Here is a 13,586-nt window from a genome sequence, read left to right on the forward strand (position 1 = left end):
CCCGACAACACCGCCACCTTCCTCGCCCCCAGCGCCGCCGGCGCGTCCGCGCGCACCACCACCGTCTCCCCCTCCAACAACGCCTGGCCCGGCGCCAGCGCCACGAACCCCTCCAACATCTCCTGGACCACCGCGCGCGGCGCGTTGACGAGCTTCTTCACCATCGACTCCTGGGTCGGAACGAACGGGGATGGACTGCGCTCCAATACCGACCCTTCCGCCCCCATCGCAGCCCGTCAAGCCGGACGTACGCCGCAAGGCCGTGGAGAGACGTTTGCGTCACAGAACCCGCTTTCCCATTGACTCCAGAGGATTTCTGAGGATGATTCTCATTATCATTCGCTAAGCTGCATCAAAATACGGCGGTCCGGCGCGAAGCGCGCCCGGGTCCGGCAGAGCCTTGCCTGGCATTGCCGGGCCGAGCCATGGCCGACGTGTGTCTGGATTCAGGTGATTGTCTTGAGTGCTCCATCCCCCGCCCCGCGTGAGCGCACGCTGCTGTGGCTGCTCGCGGCGGTGCAGTTCACCCACGTCGTCGACTTCATGATGCTGATGCCGCTGGGCCCGTTGCTGATGCAGCGGCTCTCGCTGTCGGCGACGCGGTTCGGAGCGCTGGTGTCCGCGTACACGCTCGCGTCCGCGGCCATGGGCGTGCTCGGCGTGTTCTGGCTGGATCGCCTGGAGCGCAAGCGCACGCTGCTGATGCTCTACGCGGGCTTCATCATCGCCACGCTCCTGTGCGGCGCGGCCACCGGGGCCACGGGCCTGCTCATCGCTCGCACCGTCGCCGGAGGCTGCGCGGGGCTGATGGGCGCCGTCGTCATCGCCATCGTCAGCGACACCGTGCCCGCGGAGCGCCGGGGCCAGGCCATTGGCACCGTGATGACGGCCTACGCGCTGTCCGCCGTCGCGGGCGTGCCGCTGGGCCTGGGCCTCGCGAACCTCGGGGGTTGGCGCGCGCCGTTCATCGTCCTCGCGGCGGTCGCGGGCTTCGTGTGGCTGCTGCTCCTGCGCTTCCTGCCGCGCGTGGACGGGCACATGTCCCAGGCGTCCGGCGCCTCCGCCACCGCGGGCTTCACGCCCCGGCTGGCCATGGGCTGGGGCCTCACCTTCACCGTGGTGTTCGCCAGCTTCCTGCTGATCCCCTACCTGGGCGCCTTCATGGTGGGCAACGTGGGCCTGTCCCTCACGGACCTGCCCTGGGTGTACCTGGCGGGTGGCGCGGCCACCTTCGTGAGCTCGCGCTGGATTGGACGGTTGGCGGACCGCATGGGCCCTGCTCGCGCGCTGGGGCTGCTGCTCGTCGCCACCATGGTGCCGCACCTGCTCTTCACCCACCTGCCTCCGTCTCCGCTGCCGGTGGTGGCCGTCGTGTTCGTGCTCTTCATGACGCTCACCTCCGGCCGCGCCATCCCCACCATGGCGCTGGTCGCGTCGCAGGTGCCGCCGTCCATCCGGGGCCGCTACCTCGCGGTCAACATCGCCGCCAGCGACGGGGCCTCGGGGCTCGCCGCGTGGATGGGAGGACTCCTGCTCACCACCGCGCCGGACGGCACGCTCATCGGCTTCGCGCAGCTGGGCTGGCTGGCCGTGGGCATCTCCGCGCTCGCGCTCGGGCTGTTGTGGACCTTCGTGGGCCGCGCCGTGCGGCTGGACGCGACGCCCGCGCCCTGAATCCCTCTTCACCCCTCACCAGGACCCTTCCATGTCCCAGGCAACACCCCGTCACCCATCCCTGCCTCGCCCCATCGTGGGTGAGATCAAGCTGGAGCGCTCCAACCAGCTGCTCGCCGAGGCCCGCAAGTGGGTCCCCGGCGTCACGCAGACGATGATGAAGAAGCCGGACCACTTCGCCCCCGGCGCCTTCCCCGTGTTCCTCGCCAAGGGCAACGGCGCCCTGGTGGAGGACGCGGACGGCCAGGAGTACATCGACTTCATCCAGGCGCTGGGCGCCAACATGCTGGGCCACAACCACCCGGCCGTCGCGGAGACCATCCGCAAGCACCTGGCGGAAGGCATCATCCACTCGCTGCCCACGCCGGTGGAGGTCTCCTCCGTGAAGGCGCTGGTGGAAGTGATTCCCGGCGCGGAGATGGCCCGCTTCTTCAAGACGGGCGCGGACGCCACCTCCGCCGCCGTGCGCCTGTCTCGCCACCTCACCGGCCGCGAGCACATCGTCACCGTGGGCTACAACGGCTGGCACGACCACTTCATGTATGACACGCCGGGCGTGCCCCCGACGGTCGCGAAGCTCACCACGCGCCTGCCCCTCTTCACGCCCCCGGACGAGCCCGCGCTCATCGAGCACATCGAGAAGCACGGCGCCCAGCTGGCCTGCGTGCTGCTGGCCATCCCGTACAACCGCACCGTCACCCGCGAGTTCCTCCTCCAGGTGAAGGAGACCTGCGCGAAGCACGGCGTGCTGTTCGTCCTGGACGAGGTCGTCACCGGCTTCCGTCTGGCTTTGGGCGGCGCGCAGCAGTTCTTCAACATCCAGGCGGACTTCGTCACGCTGTCCAAGGGCATCGCCGCGGGCATGCCCCTGTCCGCCATCGCGGGCCCTGAGAAGTACCTGTCGCGTCTCAGTGAGCTCCAGGTGTCCACCACCTTCGGCGGTGAGATGCTCTCACTGGCCGTGTGTGAGGCGGTCATCAAGGAATACCGCACCACGAACTACGTGGAGCACATCGCCAACCTGGGCCGCCGCCTGCGTGACGGCGTCAACGCCCACGCGCGTGAGACGGGCTCCAGCCTGGAGGTCATCGGCTACGACGCCGTGCCCTTCTTCCGCTTCAGCAAGGTCATCCCCGAGCACATCGAGAAGATGATCCCCTTCCAGGCCGGCATGGCTCGCCGGGGCGTCATCCTCCGCCGCGACCTGAACTTCATCAGCGCCGTGCACACCGTGGAGCAGATTGAACACACCATCGCCGCCGCCGGCGAGGTGCTCCGCGAGACGGCCGCCGCCAAGACCAGCGCCGCCTGAGACTGAAACAATCGATCAACCACCGCCCGTGAAGCCAGACGCCGGGCGTTCCAGGCATGAGCCACCTTGACAGGAATTCGTGACCATGGCACTTCCCGGCCCGGAAAATGAGAATGGTTCTCATTTTCATTCAAACAATCCAGGCGAGCGGCTGATGGCTTCGACGACGGGACACGCGGTGGTGACGGGCGCGGCGCAAGGCATTGGCGCGGCGGTGGCGCGCAAGCTGGCGCGCACGATGCCCGTCGCGGTGTTCGACCAGAACGCCGCGGGATTGGAGCTGCTGGTGGCGGAGCTGCGCCAGCAGGGACTGAAGGCCACCGCGTTCCCGGTGGACGTGCGCGACAAGGACGGCATCGAGGACGCCATCGCGTCCATCGACTCCAAGCTGGGCCCCATCCAGGTGCTGGCCAACGTGGCGGGCATCCTGCGCATGGGGTCCGTGCTCACGCAGAGCGACGCGGACTGGATGTCCACCTTCGCCGTCAACACCCACGGCGTGTTCCATGTCTCGCGCGCGGTGGCCCGGCACATGGTGCCCCGCCGCTCCGGCGCCATCGTGACGGTGGGCTCCAACGCCGCGGGCGTGCCGCGCATGCAGATGGCGGCCTACGCGGCGTCCAAGGCCGCCTCCACCATGTTCACCAAGTGCCTGGGGTTGGAGCTGGCTGAGCACGGCATCCGCTGCAACGTCGTCTCCCCCGGCTCCACCGACACCGCCATGCAGCGGGGCATGTGGACGGACGAGTCCGGCCCCGCGCGCGTCATCCAGGGTTCGCTGGACACCTACCGCACGGGCATCCCGCTGCGGCGCATCGCCACGCCGGACGACATCGCGGAGGCCGTGGTGTTCCTCGCGTCCGACCAGGCCCGACACATCACGATGCACGATTTGTGTATCGACGGCGGCGCCACGCTGGGCGTGTAGCGCGCCCGCGACGTTCGCCTCCTCCCCCCTGACTTTTCCTCCCGGGATGGACGCAGGTCCTTCCCCCCAAATCGCCCCGAGTTGAGAATGATTCCTGATACCAAAATCGTTGAACGGCAGACGGACGCGCGGACGGTGGACGGCGTGGTGGGCGCGCCGGCCGTGGCGCGAGAGCCGGAGCAGGAGGCGCTGGCGGCTCGGCTGCTGCGCGACTACGACGCGGGCGGGTTCTTCTTCGCGTCCCCCAAGCGCACCATGCTGGCGCGCGGCGTGTTCGCCACGGTGCCGGACGCGGGCGGGGCGAACTCGCTGGACGGCCTGCCGGAGCGCGTGGCCGCGGTGCTCAACGCCTCGCGGGACGCGGCGCATGACATCCCGGTGGCGGTGGGCGCGGTGCCCTTCGACGGCAAGGTGGCCGCGCACCTGGTGGTGCCCATGACCCTCCAGCGCGCGGGGCCCATGGTGTTCGACGCGGCCGCTGCCGCGCGGTCTCCCCTGGCCGGTCAGTACACGCTGCGGCCCGTGCCGGAGCCCTCCGCGTACAAGGACGGCGTGGCGGCGGCGCTGAAGCTCATGCAGGAGGGCCCGCTGCGCAAGGTGGTGCTGTCGCGCTCCCTGCACGTGGACACGGCGGCGCCGGTGGACCTGCGGCAGCTCTTGCACAACCTGGCCCGGCGCAACCCGCATGGGTACACCTTCGCGGTGGACCTGCCGCAGCACGCGGACGCGGCCCCTGGCGCGGGACGGCGCACGCTCATCGGCGCGAGCCCGGAGCTGCTGGTGGCGCGCTCCGGCCTCCAGGTCCTGGCCAATCCGCTGGCCGGCTCCGCCGCGCGCAGCCCGGATCCGGTGGAGGACACGGCGCGGGCCACGCGGCTGATGGCTTCGCCCAAGGACCTGCACGAGCACGCGGTCGTCATCGACGCGGTGGCGGAGGCGCTGCGGCCCTTCTGCAAGACGCTGGACGTGCCCAAGGGCCCGTCGCTCGTGAGCACCCAGACGATGTGGCACCTGTCCAGCCGCATCACCGGTGAGCTGAAGGATCCGTCCATCACCTCGCTGACGCTGGCGCTGGCCATGCACCCCACCCCGGCGGTGTGCGGCCACCCGACGGCGCTGGCCCACGAGGCCATTGGCAACATCGAGCCGTTCCACCGCGGCTACTACACGGGCACCGTGGGCTGGTGCGACGCGAACGGCGACGGTCAGTGGGCCGTCACCATCCGCTGCGCGGAGGCCGACGAGCGCACCCTGCGGCTGTTCGCGGGCGCGGGCATCGTCGTGGGCTCCACGCCGGAGGCGGAGCTCGCGGAGACCGAGGCCAAGTTCCGCACCATGCTCCAGGCCATGGGCCTGGGCCTCGAGGTGCAGCCGTGAGCACCGCGCGGGAACACCTGCCCGGCTGCCCCACGTGGCCGGAGGACTTTGCCCAGCGCTACCGCGAGGCCGGTTACTGGCGTGGGGAGACCTTCGGTCAGCTCCTGCGCGACCGCGCCCGGGACTTCGGGTCGCGCGTGGCGCTGGTGGGCGGCACGCACCGCTGGACGTACGCGGAGCTGGACGCGCGCGTTGACCGCATGGCCTCGGGCTTTCACGCCCTGGGCATCCGTGCGCGCGACCGCGTGGTGGTGCAGCTGCCGAACGTGCCGGAGTTCTACGAGGTCATCTTCGCGCTGTTCCGCATGGGCGCGCTGCCGGTGTTCGCGCTGCCGGCGCACCGCGCTTCGGAGATCGGCTACTTCTGCGCCTTCACGGAAGCCGTCGCGTACGTCATCCCGGACCGCTTCGGTGGCTTCGACTACCGGGGGCTCGCGGAGCAGGTGAAGGCCGCCACGCCCACGTTGAAGCACGTGCTGGTGCTGGGTGACGCGGGTGCGCATACGGCGCTCGCCTCCGTGCCCGCGGAGCCCCTGACGTTGGAGGCGCTGGAGGGCCCGTCGCCGTCCGACGTGGCGTTCTTCCAGCTGTCCGGCGGCAGCACCGGCGTGCCCAAGCTCATCCCGCGCACGCACGACGACTACATCTACAGCCTGCGCGCCAGCGTGGACGTTTGCCAGTTCACCGCTGAGACGGTGTACCTGTGCGCGCTGCCCGCGGCGCACAACTTCCCCATGTCCTCGCCTGGCGTGCTGGGCACGCTCCAGGTGGGCGGCACGGCGGTGATGGCGCTCAACCCCAGCCCGGACGTGGCCTTCCCGCTCATCGAGCGTGAGCGCGTCACCGTCACCGCGCTGGTGCCTCCGCTGACCATGGTGTGGCTGGACTCGACGCTGGCGAAGAAGCATGACCTGTCCAGCCTGAAGGTCATCCAGGTGGGCGGCGCCCGGCTGAGCGACGAGGCCGCCGCGCGCGTGCGCCCCACGCTGGGCTGCGGGCTCCAGCAGGTCTTCGGCATGGCCGAGGGCCTGGTGAACTACACGCGGCTGGACGACCCGGAGACGCTCATCGTCACCACGCAGGGCCGCCCCATGTCGGAAGCGGACGAGCTGCGCGTGGTGGACGACGACGACGTGCCGGTGGCGCCCGGTGAGACGGGGCACCTGCTCACGCGCGGGCCGTACACCATCCGCGGCTACTACAAGGCGGACGCGCACAACACCAAGGCCTTCACCATGGACGGCTTCTACCGCACGGGCGACCTGGTGCGCCTGACGCCGGAGGGATACCTGGTGGTGGAGGGCCGCGCGAAGGATCAGATCAACCGGGGCGGCGACAAGGTCGCGGCGGAGGAGGTGGAGAACCACCTGCTCGCGCACCCTTCCGTCAGCGACGCGGCGGTGGTGGCCATCCCGGACAAGTTCCTGGGCGAGCGCACCTGCGCCGTCGTCATCCCTCGCGGCGAGGCCCCCGCCCCCTCCGCGCTCAACGCCTTCCTGCGCCAGCGTGGCCTGGCGGCATTCAAGATCCCCGACCGCATCGAGTTCGTCGCGGCCTTCCCGCAGACGGGCGTCGGCAAGGTCAGCAAGAAGGCGCTGCGCGACAGCCTGCGCCAGTCCCTCTCCACTCCTTCTCCCTGAAACAGGAGCCCTTCATGGCACTGCCTGCCATTGCCCCCTATTCCATGCCCGGCGCGGCGGAGCTGCCCCGGAACAAGCTTGCCTGGACGCCCGAGCCCAAGCGCTGCGTCCTGCTCATCCACGACATGCAGCGCTACTTCGTGGACGCCTTCACGCAGGGCCAGTCCCCGGTGACGGAGCTGGTGGCCAACATCCAGCGCCTGCGCGATCACGCGGTGAAGCTGGGCATCCCCGTCGTCTACTCCGCGCAGCCGGGAGACCAGACGGCGGAGCAGCGCGGCCTCCAGTTGGAGTTCTGGGGCCCCGGCGTCCGCGCCGGTCCGAAACAGCAGATCATCGACGAGCTCACCCCGGCGCAGGACGACACCGTCCTCACCAAGTGGCGCTACAGCGCGTTCCGCAACACGCGCCTGATGGACCTGATGCGCGAGCAGGGCCGCGACCAGCTCATCATCTGCGGCATCTACGCGCACATCGGCTGCCTGCAGACGGCCAGCGACGGCTCCATGAGCGAAATCCGTCCCTTCCTCGTCGCGGACGCGGTGGCGGACTTCTCGCTGGAGAAGCACCAGATGGCGCTGGAGTACGCCTCGAAGCTCGTGGCGTTCGTCACCACCACGCAGCAGCTCATGGACGCGATGCCGGTGCAGGCCGCTGGCGCGGCGGTGGACCGCGAGCAGCTTCGCGCGGACGTGGCGGAGCTGCTGATGGAGTCCGCGTCCGCGATTGGCGAGGACGAAAACCTGCTCGAGCGCGGCATGGATTCCATCCGCCTGATGAGCCTGGTCGAGCGCTGGCGGCAGGGCGGCACGGAGGTGTCCTTCGTGGAGCTCGCGGAGAAGCCCACGCTCACCGACTGGTACGCGCTGCTCGCCGCGAAGCAGCCTGTCGCGATGGCCTCCGGCGCTCGCGCCTCATAACCCGCCCTCGGGGCGGCACCCTTCCCCCTCGGAGTTCCCCGTCATGCTTCCCCCATCCCAGGACAACCGCCCGCTGACCGCGGCCCAGCACGGCATCTGGGTGGGGCAACAGCTCGACCTGAAGAGCCCCGTCTACAACGCGGGGGAGTGCATTGAACTCCGTGGCGCCGTGGATCCCGTGCGCTTCGAGTCCGCCCTGCGCAAGGCGGTGGCGGACGCGGACGCGCTGCACTCGCGCTTCGTCGCGGGTGAGGAAGGCCCGGCCCAGCGCATCGACGCAGGGACGGATTGGACGCTCCAGCACGTGGACCTGAGCGGCGAGTCCGACCCCTGGGCCGCCGCGCAGGAGTGGATGTGGAAGGACCTGGGCCGCACGGTGGACCTGGGCACGGGCCCGCTGTTCGCGCAGGCGCTGCTCACAGTGGGGCCGGAGCGGTCCTTCTGGTTCCAGCGCATCCACCACATCGCCATGGATGGCTATGGCTTCTCGCTGCTCGCCCGGCGGGTGGCGGAGCTCTACACGGCGGAAGTGACGGGCAAGGCCGCGCCGGCGGGGTTCAGCCACCTGGGCCCCGTGCTGGATGAGGACGTCGCGTACCGGAGCGGCGCCCAGCTCCAGAAGGACCGCGACTTCTGGGTGAAGCGCTTCGAGGACGCGCCGGTGCCCCCGCTGCTCGCGGAGGCGGCGCCCATGTCGTCGCGCTTCCTGCGGCGCTCGGAATACCTGCGGCCGGAGCTGATGGCGGCGCTGCAGGCGGGCGCGAAGCAGGCGGGCGTGAGCTGGTCCGACGTGGTGCTGGCCGTGACGGCCATCTACCTGCACCAGCGCACGGGCGCTCCGGAGGCCGTGCTGGGTCTGCCGGTGATGGGCCGCCTGGGTTCGGCGTCTCTGCGCGTGCCGTGCATGGCCATGAACATCGTCCCGTTGCGCATCGCCGTGCGGTCGGACGCGGGGCTGTACGCGCTGGCCAGCGACGTGGCGGCGGAGATGAAGGCTTCGCGTCCGCACCTGCGCTACCGCTACGAGCAGCTGCGGCGCGACCTGCGCCTCGTGGGTGGCCAGCGCAAGCTGTTCGGCCCCGTCGTCAACATCATGCCGTTCGATTACGCCCTGGACTTCGCGGGCGTGCCGGGGACGGCGCACAACATCTCCGCGGGTCCGGTGGAGGACCTGTCCTTCGGCTTCCATGCGCGGTCGGGTGGAACGGCCCTGCGCGTGGACCTGGACGCGAACCCCGCCTGCTACACGGAGGCCTCGCTCGAGGAGCACCAGCGCGGGTTCCTCCAGTTGCTGGAGTCGTTGCTCGCCCAGCCCGAGCAGCCGGTGCGGCGTTCCGCTTCGGGCGCTGCGGGCTCTGTTCTTGATGGCGGCCCGGTGCCTCCGGTGCGCCCGGTGCTGGAGCTGCTGAAGGCCCAGGCCGACGTCCGTCCGGACGCGGTCGCGCTGGAGCACGGCCGCTGGCGGATGACCTACCGCGAGCTGGTGACGGCGTCGCAGGCCCTGGCCTCGCGCCTGACCGAAGCGGGCGTGCGGCCCGACACGGCGGTGGCGGTGAAGGTGCCCCGGGGCATCGACGCCATCGTGTCCAGCCTGGGCATCCTGTTCGCGGGCGCGGGCTACCTGCCCATTGATCCGACCGGCCCGGCCACTCGCAACGCGGCCATCCTCCAGGACGCGCGGCCCTCCGTGATGGTGGTGTCCGAACGCCCCTCGCCCGACACGGATCCGACCGCGCCGGGTGTGCTCGTCGTGCAGCGGCTGGAGCAGGCTGACACCTCGGCGCTGGATTCGACGGCGCACGCCATCCCGCGAGTAGTGCCCGCTGCCCAGCAGCCGGAAGCGCGCGATGCGGAGCCCGCGTCGAGCTCTGAGGCGCAGCTCGCTTACGTCATCTACACGTCCGGCTCCACGGGGCAGCCCAACGGCGTGCAGATCACGCACGGGGCCCTGGCCCACTTCGTCGCGGGCGCGACGCAGCGCTACAGCGTCGGCCCCGAGGACCGCGTCCTCCAGTTCGCCCCGCTCCACTTCGACGCCAGCGTGGAGGAGATCTTCGTCACGCTGTGCGCGGGCGGACGGCTGGTGCTGCGCACGGACGAGATGCTCCAGTCGGTGCCGCGCCTCATGGAGGCCTGCGCCGAAGCCGGCATCACCCTGCTCGACCTACCCACCGCCTTCTGGCACGAGCTGGCCTACAGCCTGTCCACTGGCGCCGCCCAGCTGCCCGGCGCGCTTCGCACCGTCATCATCGGCGGTGAGGCGGCGCTGCCGGAGCGCATCGCCCGCTGGAAGGACGTCGCGGGCGACCGCGTGCACCTGCTCAACACCTACGGCCCCACCGAGGCCACCGTCGTCGCCACCGTCGCCGAGCTGGCCGGGCCGGACGCCCTGCCCTCCGGTGACGAGGTCCCCATCGGCCGCCCGCTGCCCGGCGTCATCGCGGCGGTCGTCACCCCGCAGGGACGTCTGGCCGCCCCCGGCAAGGAGGGCGAGCTGTGCCTGATGGGCGGCGCGCTCGCTCGCGGATACCTGGGCCGCCCTGAGCTGGACGCCGCCCGCTTCACCCGCCTGGACGCGGTGGAGGGAACGCCCCGCGCCTACCGCACCGGCGACAAGGTGCGCGTGCGCGACGACGGCCAACTGGTGTTCGTGGGCCGCGTGGACGACGAGTTCAAGATCAGCGGCCACCGCATCGACCCGGGCGAAGTCGAAACCGTGTTGCTGAAGTATCCCGGTATCCGTGAGGCCGCCGTCGTCGGACAGGTGCTGCCGGGCGGGTCCCGCCGGCTGTGCGCGCACCTGGTGGCCTCGCCGGAGCCCTCGCCCGCGGAGCTGCGCAAGCACCTGCTCACGGCGCTGCCCGCCCCCATGGTGCCCGGCGCCTTCGCCTTCGCGGAGCGGCTGCCCCGCACCAGCACCGGGAAGATCGACCGCAAGGCCCTCCAGAACGCGATGCCCGCGGATGAGAGCGCCGCGCTGCTCGCCTCCGCCACGCCCATGGAGCGTACGGTGCTGGAGGTCTGGGAGCAGGTGCTGGGCCGCGCCGCCACGTCGCTCCAGGATGACTTCTTCGAGCTGGGCGGCCAGTCCCTCCAGAGCATCCAGGTGGCCAACCGCCTGGGCATCGCGGTGGGCCGCGACGTGCCCGTGGCCACCGTCTTCAAGCACCCCACCGTGTCCGGCCTCGCGCAAGCGCTCCAGGGCGGAAGCACGGGCGGTGCCGAAGCTGGCGGACTCACGCCCGCGATGATCGCGGACGCGGAGCTGGGCGAGGACGTCGTCCCCTCCTCGACGGGAGAGGCCTGGGCGCGCGAGCTGCCGCGCCGGGGCCAGGGCTTCCGTCAGATCCTCCTCACGGGCGCCACCGGCTTCGTCGGCGCGCACCTGCTCCACCAACTCCTGGCCCGGACGGACGCGCGGATCATCTGCCCCGTGCGCGCCAAGGACGAGGCGCAGGCCATGGACCGGCTGCGCTCGGCGCTTACCGGCCAGAAGCTCCCTGTTGCCGGACTGGAGGCGCGGGTGCTCGCGCTGCCGGCGGACCTCTCCCAGCCGCTGCTGGGCCTGGACGCCACGCGCTTCCACGGACTCGCCGCCGAGTGCGACGCCGTCATCCACAACGCTGCTGTTGTCAGCGTGGTGCGCGAGTACGGCAGCCTCCAGGGCGTCAACGTGCGCGGCACGCGCGAGCTGCTCAAGCTGGCCGCCGCCGTCCGCCCCAAGCCCTTCCACTACGTGTCCACCATCGCGGTGGCGCCCCAGGCGAACCTGTCCCCGGACGTGCCGGAGGCCTTCGTCCCCTCGCACCCCGGCCTTCGCGACGGCTACCAGCAGAGCAAGTGGATCGCGGAGCGGCTGGTGCAACAGGCGTCCGAGCGCGGCCTGCCCGCGACGGTGTACCGCCTGGGCCGCGTGGTGGGCGCTCCGGACACCGCGCTCGTCAACACGCAGGACCTGGTGTGGCGCATCGTGCTCGCCGGCCTGCCCGTCCGCGCCCTGCCGCTGCTGGACGTGGGCGAGGTCTGGACGCCGGTGGACTTCGTGGCCAGCGCCATCGTCCAACTCTCGCGTGCGTCGCATCCGGGCGCGGTGTTCAACGTCACGCCCGCCGAGGAAGTGCGCCTGTCCGAACTCTTCGGCTGGGTGCGCGACTACGGCTACCCGCTGGACTTGTGTCACGTGCCGGAGTGGCGCGACCGCGTCGCGAAGGGCTCCGGCGGCCACGACGCCACGCTCGCATTCTTTGATTTGCGCAGCGGGGACTCCACCCCGGCCTTTGGCCTGGGCCCCATCCGCTGTGAACGTCTGCTGGCCGCGCTGGAGGGCACCGACGTCCGCTGCCCTCCCACCGACCGCGACCTCCTCTATCGCTACCTCGACTCCTGCGTCGCGCAGGGAATCCTGCCCCCGAAAGTGACGGCGCTCCCGTGACGAATACCTCCTGGTCCCCTTCCTCCTGGCGGGCGAAGCCGGTCCGCTACATCCCAGACGACTACCCCGACCCGTCCGCCCTCGCGCGCGTGGAGGCGGAGCTGGCGCGGCTGCCTCCGCTGGTGCACGCCGAAGAGACCCGCCGCCTGCGCGAAGCCCTGGGCCAGGTGGCCGAGGGCAAGGCCTTCCTGCTCCAGGGCGGCGACTGCGCGGAGAGCTTCAAGGAGTTCTCCGCGGAGAACGTGCGCAGTACCTTCCAGCTCCTGCTCCAGATGGCGGGCGTGCTCACGTTCGCGGGCGGCTGCCCGGTGGTGAAGGTGGGCCGCATCGCGGGCCAGTTCGCCAAGCCGCGCTCCAACGCCACGGAGACCCTCAACGGCGTCACGCTGCCCAGCTACCGCGGCGACATCATCAACGGCATGGACTTCGACGCCCGCGAGCGGACGCCGGATCCCCAGCGCCTGCTGCGCGCCTACCACCAGTCCGCGGAGACGATGCAGCTGGTGCGGGCCTTCGCGCGCGAGGGCTACACGGACCTGACCCGCCTCCTGGGCCACCGGCCGGAGTCCGAAGGCGCCGTGCGCCCGGTGGACTTCTTCACCAGCCACGAGGCCCTGCTCCTCAACGTCGAGCAGGCCATGACGCGCGTCGATGAGGCCACGGGCGGCTGGTACGACACGTCCGCGCACATGCTCTGGATTGGCGAGCGCACCCGCCAGCTGGACGGCGGCCACGTGGAGTTCATGCGCGGCATCCAGAACCCCATCGGGATCAAGTGCGGCCCCACGCTGGAGCCGGACGACCTGGTCCGCCTCATCGACACGCTCAACCCCCAGGGCATCCCGGGCAAGCTCACGCTCATTGGCCGCTTCGGCTCGGATCAGGTCGCCGCGCGCCTGCCCCGGCTGATGGCCGCCACCCGGCGCCATGGCAGCCCCGTCGTCTGGTCCAGCGACCCGATGCACGGCAACACGCACAAGGCCAGCAACGGCTACAAGACGCGCTCGCTGGAGCGGATCCTCGCGGAGGTGATGGGCTTCCTCCAGGTCGCCGCCGCCGAGGGCGTGCACCCCGGGGGCATCCACCTGGAGATGACCGGCCAGGACGTCACCGAGTGCCTGGGCGGCCCGCTGGACGTGTCCGAGGACGACCTCTCCGACCGCTACCACACGCACTGCGATCCGCGCCTCAACGCGGACCAGTCGCTCCAGCTCGCGTTCCGCGTCGCGGATGGCCTTCACACCACGGTGCTCACCCCCCAAGACCGCGCTGCCTGAATTGCCATGCAGCCTTGACAGCTCAG

General features: G+C 70.9%; 8 protein-coding genes. All 8 read left to right on the forward strand.

Annotated features, from left to right (window positions below; all coding sequences use genetic code 11):
- Positions 1–450: 450 nt before the first annotated feature.
- The gene (mxcK, locus tag D7X99_RS16730) at positions 451–1,674 is read left to right on the forward strand and encodes a myxochelin export MFS transporter MxcK (RefSeq protein ID WP_121778677.1); all 1,224 of its coding nucleotides are present in this window, start codon (positions 451–453) and stop codon (positions 1,672–1,674) included.
- A gap of 31 nt (positions 1,675–1,705) precedes the next feature.
- Positions 1,706–2,986, forward strand: a complete 1,281-nt coding sequence (gene mxcL, locus D7X99_RS16735; RefSeq protein WP_121778678.1) for a myxochelin B biosynthesis transaminase MxcL — start codon at positions 1,706–1,708, stop codon at positions 2,984–2,986.
- A 154-nt stretch (positions 2,987–3,140) separates the two neighbouring features.
- Positions 3,141–3,914: a 2,3-dihydro-2,3-dihydroxybenzoate dehydrogenase gene (locus tag D7X99_RS16740; protein ID WP_121778679.1), complete on the forward strand. Its 774-nt coding sequence runs from the start codon at positions 3,141–3,143 to the stop codon at positions 3,912–3,914.
- Between the two features lie 87 nt (positions 3,915–4,001).
- A complete protein-coding gene (dhbC, locus tag D7X99_RS16745; protein ID WP_121778680.1) occupies positions 4,002–5,291 on the forward strand; it encodes an isochorismate synthase DhbC in 1,290 nt (429 codons plus the stop codon).
- On the forward strand, positions 5,288–6,931 hold the full coding sequence (locus D7X99_RS16750) for a (2,3-dihydroxybenzoyl)adenylate synthase (protein WP_121778681.1): 1,644 nt from the start codon (positions 5,288–5,290) through the stop codon (positions 6,929–6,931). Before dhbC ends, D7X99_RS16750 begins: the two co-directional genes overlap by 4 nt.
- A gap of 14 nt (positions 6,932–6,945) precedes the next feature.
- Complete coding sequence (locus D7X99_RS16755; protein ID WP_121778682.1) at positions 6,946–7,851, forward strand: isochorismatase family protein; 906 nt, start codon at positions 6,946–6,948, stop codon at positions 7,849–7,851.
- 43 nt (positions 7,852–7,894) lie between these two features.
- Positions 7,895–12,283, forward strand: a complete 4,389-nt coding sequence (gene mxcG / locus D7X99_RS16760) for a myxochelin non-ribosomal peptide synthetase MxcG (RefSeq protein WP_121778683.1) — start codon at positions 7,895–7,897, stop codon at positions 12,281–12,283.
- Positions 12,280–13,560, forward strand: a complete 1,281-nt coding sequence (locus D7X99_RS16765; protein WP_121778684.1) for a 3-deoxy-7-phosphoheptulonate synthase class II — start codon at positions 12,280–12,282, stop codon at positions 13,558–13,560. The genes mxcG and D7X99_RS16765 overlap by 4 nt, the downstream gene beginning before the upstream one ends.
- Positions 13,561–13,586 lie beyond the last annotated feature (26 nt).

It is taken from the genome of Corallococcus sp. AB032C, from assembly GCF_003668935.1.
Classification (GTDB): Bacteria; Myxococcota; Myxococcia; order Myxococcales; family Myxococcaceae; genus Corallococcus; species Corallococcus exiguus.

Bases quoted from the DNA above. Each gene is read 5' to 3' on its own strand.
- mxcL (WP_121778678.1), top strand. From the start codon at position 1,706: ATGTCCCAGGCAACACCCCGTCACCCATCCCTGCCTCGCCCCATCGTG.
- D7X99_RS16755 (WP_121778682.1), top strand. From the start codon at position 6,946: ATGGCACTGCCTGCCATTGCCCCCTATTCCATGCCCGGCGCGGCGGAG.
- dhbC (WP_121778680.1), top strand. From the start codon at position 4,002: ATGATTCCTGATACCAAAATCGTTGAACGGCAGACGGACGCGCGGACG.
- D7X99_RS16740 (WP_121778679.1), top strand. From the start codon at position 3,141: ATGGCTTCGACGACGGGACACGCGGTGGTGACGGGCGCGGCGCAAGGC.
- mxcG (WP_121778683.1), top strand. From the start codon at position 7,895: ATGCTTCCCCCATCCCAGGACAACCGCCCGCTGACCGCGGCCCAGCAC.